We start from the raw sequence: 16,832 nt of genomic DNA, 5'->3' as shown, positions 1-16,832 counted from the left end.
AAACTGCCAACGTGAGCCGCGAGACGACCGAGCTGCGCGCCGAAGGTCTCGGCTACGCCCTGCCCCGCTCCAACGAGCGCGCAGGGCGTTGGCTTTTTCGTGGCCTGGATCTGCGCCTCGAGCCGGGCAGCGTCACGGTCCTCGTCGGCCCCAATGGCAGCGGGAAGACCACGCTGATGCGCACGCTCTTGGGGCTGCACCCGCCCAGCGAGGGCAGCGTCCGGCTCGGCCCGCGCCCTCTCGCCGAGCTCCGCGCCCGCGCCCGCGCCCGCGCCATCGCCTGGCTCCCCCAGCGCACCGAGCTGCCCTGGAGCATGACCGCCGAGCAGCTGGTGATGCTCGGCCGCACGCCGCACCTCTCGGTCCTGGCAGGGCCACGCGCCGAGGACCGCCACGCCGTGGCCGCGGCCCTCGCCCGCGTCGGCGCGAGCGAGCTCGCCGACAGAGCCCTCCAGACCCTCAGCGGTGGCGAGCGCCAGCGCGTGCTCCTCGCTCGCTTGCTGGCCACCGACGCGCCGATCCTCCTGCTCGACGAGCCAACCACCGCCCTCGATGTCGGCCACGCCCTCGAGCTGCTCGAGCTCACCCGCAGCCTCGCCGCGTCGGGCCACGCGCTGCTGCTCTCCCTGCACGAGCTCGACCAGGCCCGCCGCTATGGTGATCGCGCGCTGCTCCTGCGCGCAGACGAACAGGGCGGTCACGTGCAGGGCGAGGCCAAGGCCGTCTTGACCCCAGCGCGCCTTCAAGAGGTCTTTGGTGTGGGTGTAGAGCTGATTGGTGACAGGCTCGGCTTTTCCCCACTCGTCACTCGTGACCCCGTGTATGCCGAGGTGGTGAATCGAGATTTCGCAGAGTGAACTTGATCCACTCGCGTGACCCATGGCTAACACCGTTCAATGAGGCACAGGGTGCAAGCATTTGTTTTTATTAGACTTTTAAAATTGATACCCATGTTTTCTTGACATGAATCATGATTCATATCATGAACTCGAAGTTCGATGTCGCGTACACGAGCCGTTAAGGGGCCACGCAAATCCGTGCGTGAAGAGAGTCGTGCTGTCTATCGACGGGCGATCATGGATGCCGCGTTGCAGATCTTTGGCCAGGCTGGCTATCACGACACGAAGATCACCGACATCGCCAGCGCCGCCGGCGTGGCCACCGGCACGCTCTACAACTACTTCTCGAGCAAAGAGGACATCTTCTTGTCCATCCTCGAGGACGGTCGCGTCCACCTGCGCGCGTCCTTGACCAAGCTCTCGGAGGTCCCCGATCCAATCGAGCGCCTGCGCGCCCTCGCTGCCGTCATCCTCGACTTCCTCGAGGAGCGCGGGGCGGCCTTTTTGATTCATCTACAGGTGGGGGCGACCCTCGCCCAATACCGCACCAGCGAGGCCGACGAGGTCTTTCGCCGCGAGCTCTTCGAGATCATCTTGGCGACCGTCGCCGAGGCCCAGGACCAGCTGCGCGAAGACTTCCCCTCCGAGACCCTGGCCATCGCCTTTGGCGGGCTGCTCAACGGCGTGATCCTGCGCTGGATCGAGAACGGCTGCCAGACGAAGCTGCGCGGCCAGGTCGACACGATCATGGAACTCTTCTTGAACGGAGCCACATCCCGATGAACACGACGCGAACCATCGCGCTGGCAGCCGCGCTCTCGTGCCTGGCGGCCTGCGACCGCGGCGAAGAGGGCGCTGGGCTGCCCGACGCCAAGGGCGACAGCGCCCCCGCCCGCGCCGAGATCCCCCTGCCCAGCGCCTCGCAGCGCGCGGCCACCGAGGCCGTCGAGTCCGGCAGCCACCGGTGGATCGGCAGCGTCAAGGCCAAGCACCACGTCGAGCTCGCCCCGCAGATGACCGGGGTGATCTCGAGCATCGAGGTCGAGGAGGGCGACCGCGTCGAGGCTGGCGACCGCCTGTTTCGCATCGAGGGCTCCGCCGTCAAGCTCGGCGTCGCCCAGGCCAACGCGGCCCTCGCCGGCGCCGAGCTCCAGCTCGCCGACGCCCAGCGCGAGGCCGAGCGCACCGCCAAGCTCGCCCAGCGCGGCTCCGTGGGCGCGGCCAACCTCGAGCGCGCCGAGGCCGGCGTCGAGGCGGCCGAGGCCGGCGTCAAGCAGGCCAAGGCGGCGCTCGGCATCGCCAAGGCCCGGACCGCGGACCTGCTGGTCAAGTCGCCGATCTCCGGGGTCGTGACCTCCAAGTACAAGAGCGTCGGCGAGCTCGCGACCATGGCCCCGCCGACGACGGTGTTGGTCATCGACGACCTCTCCGTGGTCGAGGTCCGCGTGCGCGTGCCCGAGCTCAAGCTGCGCGAGATCGACGTCGGCTCCTCGGTCAGCGTGTACCTCCCGGCCCTCGACGACACCCGCGAGGTCCCGGTCACGCGCATCGGCAACGCCGTCGACCCGCACACCCGGACCATCGAGCTGATCATCGACGTTCAAAACCCCGACATGCGCATCAAGGCGGGCATGTCCGTCGAGGTCGGGCTCCCGCGCAAGCAGGCCGCGGCCAGCGACGCCCAAGCCAACGACGCCCAAGCCAGCAAAGATCCAGCCTCCAAGCCCACGGCCATGGCCGAGCGCGAGGCCGACCAAGACCCGGTCTGAGACCGAGCAAAGAGCCTGAAGTGAAGCTCGTCGACGTATCCGTCAAGCGGCCGGTGTTCGCGGCCATGCTGATCATGGCCCTGGTCGTGTTCGGCTTCTTTGCCTACCCGCGCCTCGGCGTCGACCTCTACCCCTCCGTCGACTTCCCCGTGGTCACGGCCACGGTCGTCTACCCGGGCGCCGACCCCACGACCATGGAGTCGAAGGTCGCCGAGCCGATCGAGGAGGTCCTCCAGGGCATCAGCGGCATCAAGCGCATGACCTCGCGCAACCTCGAGGGCGTGTCGATGATCGTCGTCGAGTTCGAGCTCGAGGTGCCCTCGGACCAGGCCCTCCAGGAGGTCCGCGACAAGATCTCGGTGGTCGAGCGCGACCTCCCGCCGGGCATCGACCCGCCGGTGATCCAGCGCTTCGACACCGGCGCCGCGCCGGTCGCCTCGATCGCCCTGGCCTCGAACCTGCCCCCGGCCGAGCTCACCCGCGTCGCCGACAAGCTCGTCAAGCAGGACCTCCAGCAGATCCCCGGCGTCGGCGAGATCGAGATCATCGGCGGGCGCGAGCGGCAGATCCGCATCGAGGTCGACCCGGCCAAGCTCGCCAGCTACGGCCTGGCCGTCGACGACGTGTCCCAGGCGCTCCAGGCCCAGAGCCTCGACATGCCCGCGGGCCACGTCACCGAGGGCTCGCGCGAGCTGACCGTGACCACCCGCGGCGAGGTCCGCTCCGTCGAGGAGATCTCGGACCTGGTGATCACCGGGGTCGGCGGCGCGGCGATCCACATCCGCGACGTCGCCGAGGTCGTCGACGGCGTCGAGGAGGCCCGCTCGGTCAGCGCGCTCAACGGCCAGTCGGGCCTCGCCCTGGTCGTGCGCAAGAAGTCCGGCGGCAACACGATCTCGATCTCCGACGGGCTGCACGAGCGCCTCGAGGTGCTCGGGCCGCGGCTCGAGGAGCTCGGCATCACCTACTCGATCCCCAGCGACAACTCGAGCTTCATCCGCCGGTCGATCGCCGACGTCCAGCTCGACCTGCTGATCGGCGCCGGGCTCACGGTGCTGATCATGTTCGTGTTCCTCCACGACCTGCGCACCACCTTCATCTCGGCGCTGGCGATCCCGACCTCGGTGATCGGCACCTTCGCGTTCATGGACGCGATGGGCTTCACGCTCAACAACGTGACCATGCTCGCGCTCTCGCTGTCGATCGGCATCCTCGTCGACGACGCGATCGTGGTGATCGAGAACATCTTCCGCCACCTCGAGATGGGCAAGCCGCGCATGCAGGCGGCCCGCGAGGCGACCAACGAGATCGCCTTCGCGGTCATCGCCACGACCTTGTCGATCGTCGCGGTGTTCGTGCCCGTGGCCTACATGTCCGGGATCATCGGCCGCTTCTTCTACGAGTTCGGCCTCACGGTCTCGGCGGCGGTGCTGATCTCGATGCTCGTCAGCTTCACCCTGACCCCGATGCTCGCGGGCCGGATGATGAAGCAGACCCACGAGTCGAGCGGGCAAAAGTTCATCCTCGCGCGGTGGTTCGACAGCGCCTTCACCGGCCTCGAGGACGCCTACGCGTGGCTGGTCCGCAAGGCCCTGCGCTTCCCCTGGCTGACGATCTTCGCCGCGCTCGCGACCTTGGTGCTCTCGGTCCTGGTCGTCACCCAGGTGCCCGGTGAGTTCATCCCGCCCGAGGACCGCTCGGAGTTCGCGGTCACCATCGAGATGCCCACGGGGACCTCGATCGAGGCCACCCAGGAGACCGCGCGCGCCGTGTCGGCGGACATCCGCGAGAACCTCCCCGGCGTCCGCGACACCTTCACGACCATCGGCAGCGGCAGCTCGCCGGTCAACCAGGCGCGGATCAACGTCTCGCTCGACGGCCCCCACGCCCGCGGCTGGCCGCAGCTGGCCGGCATGACCTGGGTCCGCGCGCGCCTGGGCGACCTCGCCGAGGCCGGCGTCGAGGTCAAGGTCGAGAAGATCGACCCCTTCGGCGGCGACGGCTTCCGCCAGCAGGCCTTGCAGTTCACGATCCGCGGCAACGACATGGACGCCATGGTCCACGCCGCCGACGAGCTCGCCGCCTACATGCGCTCGGTCGAGGGCTTCGTCGACGTCGACACCTCGTTCTCGGGCGGCAAGCCCGAGCTCGCCATCGAGATCGACCGCGAGCGCGCTGCCGACCTCGGGGTGCCCGTGGCCCAGATCGCCGCCGGCCTGCGCAGCCTGATGGCCGCCGACCCGATCGGCACCCTCAAGGACGAGGGCGAGGTCTACGACATCGTCGTCCAGCTGCCGATCGAGCGCCGCGACACGCTGCGCAACCTCGACGGCATCACCTTGCGCTCGACCACCGGCCAGCTCGTCGACCTGTCGAACGTGGTCAACATCGTCGAGACCACCGGGCCCAGCGAGATCGAGCGTCAGTCTCGCCAGCGCCAGATCATCGTGCTCGCCGACCTCGACGGCATGCCCCTGGGCGACGCCAAGAAGCTGGTCGAGGCCAAGGCCGCCGAGGTCGTGCCCGAGGAGTTCAACACCGGCTGGCTCGGCAACGCCGAGATGATGGAGGAGTCCTTCGTGGCCATGGTCGGCGTGCTCGGCCTGGCCGGCGTGCTCGTCTACATGATCCTCGCGGCGCAGTTCAACAGCCTCAGTCAGCCGCTGGTCATCATGATCTCGCTGCCGCTGTCGGTGATCGGCGCCTTCGGGCTGATCTGGCTGACCGACCAGACCCTCAACATCTTCAGCTTCATCGGCGTGATCATGTTGATGGGGCTGGTCACCAAGGCCGCGATCTTGCTCGTCGACTTCGCCAACGCCGAGCGCGAGCAGGGCGTCGAGCTGAGCGACGCCCTGGTCCGCGCCGGCAAGGTCCGCCTGCGCCCGATCCTCATGACCGCCGCGGCCACGGTGTTCGGCATGCTGCCCATCGCCCTGGCCCTGTCCGAGGGCGGCGAGACCCGCTCGTCCATGGCCGTGTGTGTGATCGGCGGGATGATCACCTCGACGCTGCTGACCTTGGTGGTGATCCCCGCGGTCTACCTGATCTCCGAGCGGACCATCGCGCGGCTCTCGGGGGTGTGGGTGCAGCTCGGCGGCAAGCCCAAGTCCACGACCGAGGCGTCGGGCGAGGTCTCGAGCGAGACCTCGCCCGACGCGTCCTGATCGCCGCCTCGCGCCGCACCACGTCTCGATCACTTCGGAGCGCACCTCTCGATGCCCCGTCCCCTCGTCATGCTCCCCTCCCTCCTCCTGGCCACGCTCCTGCCAGCCACGCTGCTGGCCGCCCCGCCCTCTGATCAGCCCGCAGACCGGGGCGAGCCCCCGGCTGACCTGGCGACGCAGCCCAGCGACGGCGTCGTCGAGGGCCCCGCGCCCGTGCCCGAGTACGACGACCCGATCGTCGCCGCGCTCCAGCCCGTGCCCGGGGGCCTGACCGCCGACGAGGTCGCCCGGCGCACCGTCGAGCAGTCGCCCAACCTCGTCGCCAAGCAGGCCGAGGTCGACGTCGCCAAGGCTCAGCTCGACCAGACCCTCTACCAGTTCATCCCCCACATCGAGGGCACCGCGAGCTACACCCGCCTGTCCCAGGCCTACCTCGACTTCGGCCTCGACGAGCTGTCCGACACCGAGGGCTACATCGTCGGCGCCCTCAACGAGGGCCCGCTGAGCCTCGGGCCGTGCACCGAGGGCAGCCCCTTTCAGTGCGTGATCGACTCGGGCGGGATCCCCGTGGGCGCGGCGCCCTTCGAGTTCGACTTCGAGATCTCGAACCCGCCGTTGAACGCCTTCTCGCTCCAGGCCACCTTGGGCGTGCCGATCTCCGACTACATCGCCCGGCTGCCCACGGCCAAGAAGGGCGGCGAGGCCCAGATCCGCGCGGCCGAGTACGCCGCCGAGGCCGAGACCCTGACGATCCAAAAGGACGCCCGGCTGGCCTACTACGACTGGGTGCGGGCGATCGCCAGCACCGTCGCGCTGCAGGAGTCGCTCGAGCGCACCCAGGCCCGGCTCGAGGACGCCGAGGCCAGCTTCGAGGCCGGCCTGATGTCCAAGGCCGACGTCATGCGCCTCGACGCCGCCGTCGCCAGCTTGACCGCGGCGAGCATCCGCGCCGACAACTTCCAGCGCGTCGCCGCCCAGTACCTGGCCACGATGATGGGCGAGGAGGGCTTCCCCAGCTACCAGATCGGCGAGGACCTGTTCACGGACCTGCCCCCGCTTGAGGACGCCGAGGATCTCGAGCAGATGCTCGAGGAAGCGGTCGCCTCGCGCCGCGAGTTCAAGGCCTTCGACGCCAGCGTCGAGACCCTCGACTACGGCATCAAGACCACCCGGGCCGGCTACTACCCGCGCCTCGACGGCTTCGCCGAGGCCACCTACGCCAACCCCAACCAGCGCTTCTTCCCGCTCGAGGCCGTGTGGAACGGCTCGTGGAGCGCCGGGCTGTCGCTGACCTTCGTGGTCAACGACGCGATCCAGACCAAGGCCAAGGTCAACGAGCTCCAGGCCCAGCGCCGCAGCCTCGAGGCCCAGCGCGAGAACCTGCGCCGCGGCGTGACCTTGGAGGTCGCCTCGGCCCACGCCGAGCGCCAGAGCACCCTCGCCGAGCTCGAGCACATCCAGCGCGCGCGCGAGTCCGCGGCCGAGGGTTACCGCGTGGCCGTCGACCTCTACCAGGTCGGCGACGCGACCACGACGGACATCCTCGACGCCGAGTACGAGCAGGTCGACGCCACGCTGCGGGCGATCAACGCCGAGATCGACCTGCGCGTGGCCGACATCACCTTGGCCTACGCCCTCGGGCGCGAGCCGCTCGAGACCTCGGATCAGTAGCGTAACTTTTAAAAAGCGGTTGATTTTGGCCGCTCGGGCGCCCCGAGGCGGGCCGTTGGGCGAAGGGAGGGTGGCTTCGCCGCCCGTCCCGAGGGGCGTTGCGTGCGAGATGACTCAGCTCGAGGCAGCTGGCCGCGCGCGCCATTCCTGCTAGCTTCCGCGGCTCATGTCTGGGGACGGCAAGCGCAGCAGGCTGCGCACGCTGCTGGTCCTGGCCTGGCCCGTGGTGCTCTCGCGCTCGGCCCAGGCCGTGATCGGCTTTTGTGACGCGTTGATGACCGCGCCCTTGGGCGAGGACGCCGTGGCCGCCTCGACCACGGGCTCGCTCAACACCTTCACCATGTTGATCCTCCCCATGGGGGTGGTCTTCATCGTCCAGAGCTTCGCCGCCCAGTACGGCAGCAAGGGCGACCTGGCCAGCGCCCGGCGCTACGGCTGGTACGGGCTGATCCTCGCGGCCGTCGCCGGCCTGTTCGCGGCCGCGGTGATCCCCCTGGTCGAGCTCGCGCTCTCGCCCATGGCCTACAGCGCCAACGTCAAGGCGCTGATGGGCGACTACATCGAGATCCGCCTGCTCTCGGTCATGGCCGTGGTCGGCTTCGAGGCGATCGGCAACTGGTACGGCGGCCTGGGCAACACGCGGATCCAGATGATCGGCAGCCTGGTGATGATGGTGCTCAACGTCGCCCTCAACGCCTTGCTGATCCAGGGCCGCCTCGGCCTGCCCGCCCTGGGGGTGTCCGGCGCCGCCTGGGCCAGCGTGTTCTCGACCTGGGTCGCCTTCGCCCTGGTCGCCGCGCTCTTCGTGCGCGGCTGGGGCAGCGCGCTCGCGACCGACGCCAGCGCCGCCCACGAGCCCGCCCCGAACATCGAGCCCGCCCCCGAGCGCCCCCTCCCCGCCCCCGAGCTCGGCTTGGACCCCCGCAAGCTGCGGCCCAGCGAGTTCGTCCGCATGCTCCGCTTCGGCCTGCCCAGCGGGCTCAACTGGTTCATGGAGTTCGCCGCGTTCTTGTTCTTCATCGACGTGGTCGTCGCCAAGATCGGCACCACCACCCTCGCGGCGCTGATGATCGTCTTTCAGGTCAACTCCGTGTCCTTCATGCCCTCCTTTGGGCTCTCGTCCTCGGGGGCGATCCTCGCCGGCCAGGCCGTCGGGCGCGACGAGCACGACGAGGTCCCGGGGATCTTGCGCATGACCATGGCCACCGCCGCGCTCTGGCAAGGCTGCGTGGGCCTGCTCTACCTGGCCTTCCCCGCCGTGATCATGGCCTGGTTCACGCCCGCGGGTCAGGACACCAGCGCGCTGGTCAGCGTCGGCGCCCCGCTCCTCGCCCTGAGCGCGGTCTGGCAGCTCTTCGACGCCGCCGGCATCTCGCTCAACGAGACCCTGCGCGCCGCCGGGGACACGCTGTGGACGATGTGGGCGCGCCTCGGCCTGGCCTGGGCGCTCTTCGTGCCCACCAGCTACCTGGCGGTCGGCCACTTCGAGGGCGGCGGCCTGGCGGCGATCGCCTGCCTGGCCACCTACCTGGCCGCCCTCGCGGGGGTGCTCGCGCTGCGCTTCCGCGCGGGGGCGTGGCGCTCGATTCAGATGACCGAGTAGGTCTCGCGCGCGAGCCCCGTGGCCTCGTTCACTCGCCCTCGGCCCGCTTGCGCAGCCCGAGCATCATCTTGCGCTCCATCACGAAGTTGATCGGCTCCACGAAGGCCTTCCACATGATCTCGTTGCTGCGCGTGGGCGTGTAGTCGATCCGCCAGCGGATCAGCAGCCGCGTGCCCCCGGCGAACTCGGGCAGCTCGTCGCCCTCGGGCTCCTCGAGGATGAAGGCCCAGCTCGCGCAGTGAAAGTCCGCCGGGCGCTCGCTGCTGCTCGGATCGAAGCGCGCGCCGGTCTCGTTGTCGCGGGCGTCGACCATGATCAGCTCGCGCGGCGCGTTCATGGCGTGGACCTGGAAGGCCAGCTGCTCGTGCAGCTTGATCTCGTCGCCCACCTTCAGGGTCTGGAGCTCGGGCACCACGCGGTCGGCCGAGTCCCCGTCGACGAACTTCCCGGCCCCGGCCATGTCCTCGAGCACGTCGTAGCTGTACCAACCGGCGCGCTCATAGCCGATCTGGATCAGCCACGGCCAGACCTGCTCCGGCGGCGCCTCGATCGAGATCGCCCGGGTGTATTGCATGCGCGGCGTCTGGATCAGCGCATCGCCAGGGAGCAGCCGATGCGCCTCGTGCTCGGTCGCGCCCCACTTGCGATAGAAGGCGCGCAGCAAGGGGTTGGCGACCACGGTCGAGGCGATGGCCGCGGCCCCGACGACGCCGTCGGCGATGTGCTTGAAGTCGTGGTGATGCACGGTCTGCCGATCGTCGCGGATCCGCCGGGGGCGAGGCAACCGCAGGAGTTGCAAGCGGCCTCATGGCCACGCGACTCGACCCTCTGGCCAGTCGCTCCGGGACAGAAGGGTAAGTCCGATAACGCGCCCAGCGGGGGACACGCGCAGGCTTGTATTGGCACTCGGTCCCGTGGGAGCTTGTTTCCATGGCAGCGCGCGTGGATGTCTCCAAACGGCCAAAGATGGCGTCTTTGAGCCTCGGCCTGCTCTCCCTCCCGGCCTTCGTCCTCGCGCCTGCCTGCTACATCGGTGTAGACAACGAGGATACCTTTGCCGACAGCGTTGGCGACGACGCGGGCTCTGGCGGCGAGGGTCAAGAGGGCGCCGATGGAGGCGAGGACGAGGGCGCCGAGGAGCTCGTCGATGTCGACTACGCCGAGCCGCGGCTGCGGATCCTGCTCGGCCGGCAGTACGTCAACTCGATCACCGACCTGCTCGGCCCCGTCGCCGGGCTCGCGGCCTCGCCCCGCGACGACATCGCGCTCAACGGCTTCGACGCCGTCGGCGCCTCGCAGCTGTCGATGTCCGACGCCGACGTCGACACCTACGAGTCCTCGGCCGTGGCCGTGGCCGCGGCCGCGATGACCGACGAGGGCGCCCTCGATCCCTACCTGGTGTGCACGCCCAGCGAGCCGGGCGACGCCGAGTGCATGGCCAGCTTCGTCGAGAACTTCGGGTTCATGGCCTGGCGCCGGCAGCTCGACGCGGACGAGCTCGCGCGCTGGACCGCGGTCGGCCTCGACGCGGCCCTCGACTACGGCGACTTCGAGTCCGGCCTCGAGTTCGTGATCGCCGGCATGCTCCAGTCGCCCTACTTCCTCTACCAGGTCGAGATCGGCGCCCCGGCGCCGGCGCTCGGCGAGGGCCTGCGCAAGCTGAGCGGGACCGAGCTGGCCACGCGCCTGTCCTACTTCTTGCTCGACACCACGCCGAGCCGCGCGCTGCTCGAGGCCGGCGAGGCCGGCGAGCTCGACACGGCCGAGGGCGTGCGCGCCTGGGCCGAGCAGCTGCTCGCGGATCCGCGCTCGCGGGCGGCCTTCCAGAGCTACTGGGAGGAGCTGCTCGAGCTGCGCGAGCTCGGCGAGACGGCCAAGGACCTCGAGCTCTTCCCCGAGTGGACGCCCTACCTGGCCGAGTCGATGAAGCTCGAGACGACCACGCTGATCGACGAGGTCATGTGGATCGAGGACGGGGACTTCCGCGACATCCTCGACGCGGACCACACCTACGTGAACCAGGCCCTCGCCGATCTCTACGGCGTCGAGTTCCCCGGCGGCAGCGGCTTCGCCAAGGTCGAGCTGCCCGCCAGCGAGGGCCGCGGCGGGATCTTTGGCCACGCCGGGCTGCTCTCGGCCCTGGCCCACGTCAACAGCACCTCACCGACGATCCGCGGCAAGTTCGTGCAAGAGCGGGTGCTGTGCACCTCGATCCCGCCGCCACCACCGAACGTGGTCACGGACCTGCCGATCACCGACGACGCCAAGACCATGCGCCAGCGCCTCGAGATGCACCAAGAGGAGCCGACCTGCGCGGCCTGTCACCTGCTCATGGACCCGATCGGCCTGGGCCTCGAGAACTACGACGGCATCGGCCGGTTCCGGACCACGGAGAACGGCGAGCCGATCGACGCGCTCAGCGATCTCGACGGGGTCGCCTTCGAGGGCGCCCAGCAGCTCGGCCAGGCCGTGCGCGACAAGTCGCGCTTCAGCCTGTGCACCGTGCTCAACCTCTATCGCCACGCCACCGGCCACGTCGAGTCCGGCGGCGAGGTCGACCGCCTCTACGAGGTCGACGCGGCCTTCATCCAGTCCGACTACCGGCTCCAGGGCGCGATCGTCGAGCTCGTGGCCAGCCGGGCCTTCCGCTACGTCGGGGAGCAGCAACAATGACGCGCCAGCGAAAAGCACCCATCATCCGCAGCAAGGGCATGAGCCGCAGGACCATGCTCCGCGGCGCGCTCGTCGGCGGCGGCAGCGTAGCCTTGGCCCTGCCCCTGCTCGACGTCATGCTCGACGACCACGGCGAGGCCCTGGCCAACGGCAGCCCCCTGCCCCAGCGCCTGGTCACCTGGTTCTTCGGCAACGGCTGCGCGCTGAAGGATGTCAACGACACCGGCGCGGGGATCCGCTTCTACCCGAGCGCCACCGGGCCGGGCTACGAGGTCACCGAGCAGCTCGCCCCGCTCGCGGCCGCGGGCGTGCTCGACTACTGCTCGGTGCTCTCGGGCTTCGACGTCAAGGCCGCCCAGGAGCACCGCCGCGGGCACCACGACGGCTGCACCTTCTTCTCGGGCCACCCCTTCATCCAGCTCGACGCCGGCAGCGCCAACTACTCCTCGAAGTTCGGCGGGCCGACCGTCGACCAGGTCGCCGCCAGCTACGTCGGCGGCGAGACCTTCCTGCCCTCGATCCAGCTCCAGATCTCCAAGCGGATCGTCGGCAGCGAGGGCCCCACCCTCCAGTACCTCTCGCACAAGGGCCCGGATCAGCCGCTGCCGCAGATCGCCAACCCCCAGGAGGTCTGGGACAAGCTCTTCGCCAGCTTCATCCCCGAGGACGACCCCGCCAAGCCGCACCGCCTCGCGGCCCTCGACGCCGTCGCCGAGGACGCCAAGCGCCTGCAGACCAGGGTCGGCAGCGCCGACAAGGCCAGGCTCGAGGCCCACCTCGAGTCGGTCGCGCAGATCCGCGGACAGATCGCCGCGGCCGCCCCCGAGTGCACCGAGCCGGCGCTGCCCGGCGAGGCCAACGTCGACACCGACGGCGTCGAGCCGATCGCCAACGTCAACGCCGTGATGAGCGACCTGCTCGCCCTGGCCTTCGCCTGCGACCTGACCCGCGTCGCCAGCGTGCAGTTCACCGGCTCCGTGGGTGGCACCGTGTTCACCGATATCGGCATGAGCATGGGCCACCACGCCATGAGCCACGAGTCGGCGCACAACGACGACATCGACGCGGCGACCATCTACACGATGGAGCGCTTCGCCTACCTGCTCCAGGCCCTGCGCAACACCCCCGAGGGCAGCGGCAACCTGCTCGACAACGCCGTCGTCCTGCTCGGCAGTGACGCGGCCGCCGGGCTGACCCACAGCACCTTCGACCAGCCCTGCATCGTGGCCGGCCGCGGCGGCGGGTACCTGCGCTACCCCGGGGTGCACTACCGCTCGCCGAGCGCGGAGAACACCTCCGACATCCTGCTCGCCTGCCTCCAGGCCCTCGCCCCGGAGATCAGCGAGGTCGGCGGCGGCTACGGCCTGTCCAGCACCCCCGCGGCGGCGATCCTCGCCTGACGGCCAAACTTTCCCCACGCCGGGGCGCTTCTCGCTAGACTCGACGAGCGCATGATCCGCGCCCTCATCTTCGGCACCAGCCTCGCCCTCGGCGCGACCTTGGGCTGGCTCGACCTCGACGGTCCGCCCCTCGACCCACCGAGCGAGGACCAGCCGCGGGCGTGCTGCAAGATCTGCCACGAGGGCAAGGCCTGCGGCGACAGCTGCATTGCGCGCACGAAGGACTGCACCAAGGCGCCCGGCTGTGCCTGCGATGCCAGGCCGCCCAAACCGCCCGCGCAGCCACCCTCCAAGTAGGCTCGCGGCCTCAACGCGCCCACGCCCCAGCTACGCTCGCGTCTGCGCGTTGGTGGAGTCGGCGCGGCCCTCCGTGCTAGCCTGCCCCCGACATGCGTCGCCTCAGCGCCCCAGTCGCACTCGTCCTCAGCCTGGCCCTCCCCGCCACCACCTTCGCCCAACAGCCGCTGAGCGCGGCCAACCTCCTCGTCGCGCCCGAGGAGATGAGCGAGGAAGAGAAGATGGAGAAGGCCAAGGAGCTCTACATCGCGGCCGAGGGCCTCGCCGCCGAGGAGAACTGGATCGCGGCCGTGCCCCTCTACGAGCAGGCCTACCAGCTCGTCCCCGGCAAGCACGGCTTCGCCCTCAAGGTCGGCATCGCGGCCTACAAGATCGACGACTGTGACAAGGCCTACGACTACCTGACCCACTTCGTCACCTACGGCGACCCCGAGAAGTACGGCGACAAGATCGAGGAGGCCAACGGCATGCTGGCCGACATCGAGCAGCGCCAGTGCCGGACCACCACCGCCGAGCCCGAGCCCGAGCCCGAGCCCGAGCCCGTCGCCGACGAGAACCCGCTCGAGAACCCGCTCGATCAGGGCGGCGGCGGCGGCACCAAGGACAAAAAAGAGAAGGGCAAGAACGGCCTGCTCGTCGGCGGCGCCGTGATGCTCGGCGTCGGCGTGGTCGGCCTCGGCCTCGGCGGCGCGGGCCTGGGCATCGCCGCCAGCACCAGCCGCGAGCTCGAGACCCTGGCCTCCCCCAGCTCGACCACCGGCTTCTCCGTCGGCGACTACGCCTGCCGCAACGACCAGCCCTGCCCTCCGGACCTCGAGGCCAAGAAGGACACCTGGAAGGTGATCGGCTTCGTCGGCCTCGGCGTCGGCGGTGCCCTCGCGGTCACCGGCGTCGCGCTGATCGCCGTGCACGCGTCCAAAAAGAAGAAGGCCGCCGGCGCCTCGGCCAGCCGCCGCGGCCCGCAGCTGACCGGCCTCGGCCCGGTGCTCGTGCCTGGCGGCGGCGCGGGTGCATCGGCCACGCTGCGCTTCTGAGCGCCGCGGAGCGCCTCGCGCCAAGCCTCACGGCCGAGCCCAGCTCTGGGGCTCGGCCGTCTTCGTATGGGCTCGCGCTCAGCCCAGATAGCTCTCGTCTTGCTCGATCCGCGAGAGCACCCAGTCGAACTCGCCGCGGGTCAGGTGCGCGCCACAGTGCTCGCAGCTGCCAGCCATGTTGACCTCGAGCGGCGCGCCGCAGTTGGGGCAGCCCCCGTCGCCGCGCGGCTCCCCGCGCACGCCCGCGCCGCGGATCAGCGTCCAGTACTCGCTGTAGCGCCGCGCCTTCCTCTTCGAGCCGCCGACGCGCTTTTTGTCGGACTCGCGGACCGTGTAGTCGAGGCCGTGGGCGAAGACCCGCAAGGTCAGCGCGTCGAAGTAGAGGTCGCGGGTCAGCTTGACCAGCTCGACGCGCTCGATGGTCATGTCCTCGAGCTCGTTGATCAGGCCCTGGCGACGGTAGGCCGCGATCCAGTAGCGCAGGTAGTCGTAGATGTTCTCGGACAGGTAGGGCCGCGCGATCCCCAGATCGCGGGCGGTCCAGGCGGTGTTGAGCTGCGCGTAGATCTGCTCCAGGCGCGCGCGGATGGCCTCGCGGCTGACCTCGGGGTCCTCGGCCTGGAGCACCGTCCAGGCCGCCTCGAAGTCCGGGTCGACGAGCGTGGCCCGGTTGGTCCCGACCTCTGGCGCGTAGCCCCCGAGCGAGGGGGGCAGGGCCTTCATCCCGCTGAGCTGGACCCGGACCACGCTCCAGTCGAAGCGGCCGTTGTCGACCACCTCCCCGCAGTAGTCACAGCGCGAGCCGTCCGTGGATCGAAAGGGCGCCCCGCAGTTGGGGCACTTCAAGGCCGTGGCCTCGGCCGGCGCCTTGCTGGTCACGTCGGCCTCGCGGCGCAAGATCCAGCTCTCGGCCAGGTACAGGGTCTGCGCGCGACCAGCCTCGGTCTCGGTGCTCACGTTGGACTCGAAGCGCAGACTGATCCGCGTCTGCTCGTCCTCGATCTTGAGCCAGACGACCTGCATGCTGCCGATGACCACGTTGGTGATCTTGGCGCCCGTGGGCTTGCGCTCGGCCAGGGCCTTGCGCGCGCGAGCCCCCACGTAGGGCGCGAGCTCGGCCATGGCCTCGGCGTCGCCCCGGGCCTCGTGGGCGCGGGCGTAGAGCTGATAGGCGAAGTCCTCGAACACGACCCGCGAGAAGTTGGGGTCGCGGGCACGCAGCGCGCTCCAGTTCGGCCCGCGGCGCCTGGCGGACTTGCGGCGGCGAGGCGGCGCGTGGGTGCTGAGGTCCAGCGAGACCCCCATCTCGCCGAGGCCCCCGAACCTGTCGACGTCGTCGTAGCCTCCGAAGCTGTCGAATTGGTCGCTCGCGCCCATCTTCTTGATCGCGCCCAGGCCCCAGGCCACGACGACCAGCCCCCCGAGGGCCAAAAACCCGATCAGCCCAAAGCCCTCGCCTCCGCCAAAGTCGCCCGAGTAGCCGCCGCCTCCAGAGAAGCCGCCGCCCCCAGAGAAGCCGCCGCCTCCAGAGAAGCCGCCGCCCCCCGAGTAGCCGCCGCCTCCAGAGTAGCTCTGACCGCCGCCGGGTCGGGCCCGAGCATCGCCGGCGAGGGCAAGCCCACCGCCGAGGCTCGCAAAGACGATCAGCGCACGCAGTCCCCGTCGAGTCATCGCCCCACCTCCTCGTCTTCGAGCTCGTCCTCGTTCTCGTCTTCGTTCTCGCCCTCACTGCCGTCGTCGATGGCGTTGGAGAGCTCGTCGATGTCGTCCTCGCGGACCTCACACCAGCTCGCGAGCGGCGCCTCGAGGGCGGTGATCCGCTCGGCCAGGAGCGAGGCGTCGCCCTCGTCATGAAACACGGCGCGCAGCGGCGCGAGGGCGCGGCTCCACTCGTCCTCGGGCACCTGCGAGGTGATGCCTGCGTCGGCGAGGATCACCACCTGCTGCTCGAAGCAGGCCACGTAGACGAGGATCCCCGTGCGCTCGCGGGTGTGGCGGATCCCCTTGTCGAAGAAGCAGGCCGCCGCCGCGCGCTCGGCCGCCGCCTGCTTGCGCGCCTCGCCAACGAAGAGCCCGCGCAGCCCCGGCGCGGCCATGAACACCCCCACCGCGACCAGGACGAGCAGCGGCGGATAGACCAAAAACCAGTGCAGGGCGAAGCTGAAGCTCGAGTAGAGCATGAAGGCGAGCGCCGCCCAGGCCAGCGCGCCGCCGACGATCAGCTCCGTGTCGCGGTAGTTGCCCGCCGCCTCGCGGACCACGACCACCAGCTCGGCGCGGCTGCGGGCCTCGACGGCCTCGATCGCCGCGCTCAGCTTCTCCTTGCCTCGTTCATCGAGAAAGGCCACGGGGCTCAGTTTCGGGGGGCAGCGCCGCCGC

Annotated in this window: 13 protein-coding genes; 10 read left to right on the top strand and 3 right to left on the bottom strand. The window is 69.9% G+C overall.

Going from position 1 to position 16,832, the window contains the following annotated elements; all coding sequences use genetic code 11:
- Positions 1-11: 11 nt before the first annotated feature.
- The 6 genes from G6O69_RS11980 (at position 12) to G6O69_RS11955 (ending at position 9,049) form a co-directional block, all read left to right on the top strand.
- Complete coding sequence (locus G6O69_RS11980) at positions 12-857, top strand: ABC transporter ATP-binding protein (protein ID WP_172303644.1); 846 nt, start codon at positions 12-14, stop codon at positions 855-857.
- Positions 858-1,076: 219 nt separating this feature from the next.
- Positions 1,077-1,622 carry a TetR/AcrR family transcriptional regulator gene (locus G6O69_RS11975; protein ID WP_172303643.1) on the top strand — a complete coding sequence of 182 codons (546 nt, stop codon included), beginning with the start codon at positions 1,077-1,079 and terminating at the stop codon, positions 1,620-1,622.
- Entirely contained in the window at positions 1,619-2,608 is a 990-nt protein-coding gene (locus tag G6O69_RS11970; RefSeq protein ID WP_172303642.1) for an efflux RND transporter periplasmic adaptor subunit, read from the top strand. Before G6O69_RS11975 ends, G6O69_RS11970 begins: the two co-directional genes overlap by 4 nt.
- Before the next feature lie 20 nt (positions 2,609-2,628).
- Complete coding sequence (locus G6O69_RS11965) at positions 2,629-5,775, top strand: efflux RND transporter permease subunit (RefSeq protein WP_172303641.1); 3,147 nt, start codon at positions 2,629-2,631, stop codon at positions 5,773-5,775.
- Positions 5,776-5,826: 51 nt separating this feature from the next.
- Positions 5,827-7,446, top strand: a complete 1,620-nt coding sequence (locus G6O69_RS11960) for a TolC family protein (protein ID WP_176396781.1) — start codon at positions 5,827-5,829, stop codon at positions 7,444-7,446.
- A 166-nt stretch (positions 7,447-7,612) separates the two neighbouring features.
- On the top strand, positions 7,613-9,049 hold the full coding sequence (locus tag G6O69_RS11955; protein WP_172303639.1) for an MATE family efflux transporter: 1,437 nt from the start codon (positions 7,613-7,615) through the stop codon (positions 9,047-9,049).
- 28 nt (positions 9,050-9,077) lie between these two features.
- Here G6O69_RS11955 and G6O69_RS11950 read toward each other — a convergent pair whose 3' ends face one another.
- On the bottom strand, positions 9,078-9,848 hold the full coding sequence (locus tag G6O69_RS11950) for an SRPBCC family protein (protein WP_176396780.1): 771 nt from the start codon (positions 9,846-9,848) through the stop codon (positions 9,078-9,080).
- Between the two features lie 167 nt (positions 9,849-10,015).
- Here G6O69_RS11950 and G6O69_RS11945 point away from each other — a divergent pair, with 167 nt between their 5' ends.
- The 4 genes from G6O69_RS11945 (at position 10,016) to G6O69_RS11930 (ending at position 14,453) form a co-directional block, all read left to right on the top strand.
- The gene (locus tag G6O69_RS11945) at positions 10,016-11,722 is read left to right on the top strand and encodes a DUF1592 domain-containing protein (protein ID WP_172303637.1); all 1,707 of its coding nucleotides are present in this window, start codon (positions 10,016-10,018) and stop codon (positions 11,720-11,722) included.
- Entirely contained in the window at positions 11,719-13,122 is a 1,404-nt protein-coding gene (locus G6O69_RS11940) for a DUF1552 domain-containing protein (protein ID WP_172303636.1), read from the top strand. The genes G6O69_RS11945 and G6O69_RS11940 overlap by 4 nt, the downstream gene beginning before the upstream one ends.
- 51 nt (positions 13,123-13,173) lie before the next feature.
- Positions 13,174-13,419, top strand: coding sequence for a hypothetical protein (locus G6O69_RS11935; protein ID WP_172303635.1), 246 nt, complete (start codon positions 13,174-13,176; stop codon positions 13,417-13,419).
- A gap of 92 nt (positions 13,420-13,511) precedes the next feature.
- Complete coding sequence (locus G6O69_RS11930; protein WP_172303634.1) at positions 13,512-14,453, top strand: hypothetical protein; 942 nt, start codon at positions 13,512-13,514, stop codon at positions 14,451-14,453.
- Positions 14,454-14,531: 78 nt separating this feature from the next.
- Here the strand turns inward: G6O69_RS11930 and G6O69_RS11925 are convergent, their stop codons facing one another.
- Together G6O69_RS11925 and G6O69_RS11920 are read right to left on the bottom strand one after the other, a co-directional pair.
- Entirely contained in the window at positions 14,532-16,124 is a 1,593-nt protein-coding gene (locus G6O69_RS11925) for a TIM44-like domain-containing protein (RefSeq protein ID WP_172303633.1), read from the bottom strand.
- Complete coding sequence (locus G6O69_RS11920) at positions 16,121-16,801, bottom strand: hypothetical protein (protein WP_172303632.1); 681 nt, start codon at positions 16,799-16,801, stop codon at positions 16,121-16,123. The genes G6O69_RS11925 and G6O69_RS11920 overlap by 4 nt, the downstream gene beginning before the upstream one ends.
- Between the last annotated feature and the right edge of the window lie 31 nt (positions 16,802-16,832).

The sequence above is a fragment of the Pseudenhygromyxa sp. WMMC2535 genome (assembly GCF_011083025.2).
This window is presented reverse-complemented; position numbering and strand designations above follow the sequence as displayed.

Coding starts and splice junctions, on each gene's coding strand:
- G6O69_RS11975 (WP_172303643.1), top strand. CDS start 1,077: ATGGATGCCGCGTTGCAGATCTTTGGCCAGGCTGGCTATCACGACACG.
- G6O69_RS11935 (WP_172303635.1), top strand. CDS start 13,174: ATGATCCGCGCCCTCATCTTCGGCACCAGCCTCGCCCTCGGCGCGACC.
- G6O69_RS11960 (WP_176396781.1), top strand. CDS start 5,827: ATGCCCCGTCCCCTCGTCATGCTCCCCTCCCTCCTCCTGGCCACGCTC.
- G6O69_RS11940 (WP_172303636.1), top strand. CDS start 11,719: ATGACGCGCCAGCGAAAAGCACCCATCATCCGCAGCAAGGGCATGAGC.
- G6O69_RS11970 (WP_172303642.1), top strand. CDS start 1,619: ATGAACACGACGCGAACCATCGCGCTGGCAGCCGCGCTCTCGTGCCTG.
- G6O69_RS11925 (WP_172303633.1), bottom strand. CDS start 16,124: ATGACTCGACGGGGACTGCGTGCGCTGATCGTCTTTGCGAGCCTCGGC.
- G6O69_RS11955 (WP_172303639.1), top strand. CDS start 7,613: ATGTCTGGGGACGGCAAGCGCAGCAGGCTGCGCACGCTGCTGGTCCTG.
- G6O69_RS11945 (WP_172303637.1), top strand. CDS start 10,016: ATGGCGTCTTTGAGCCTCGGCCTGCTCTCCCTCCCGGCCTTCGTCCTC.
- G6O69_RS11930 (WP_172303634.1), top strand. CDS start 13,512: ATGCGTCGCCTCAGCGCCCCAGTCGCACTCGTCCTCAGCCTGGCCCTC.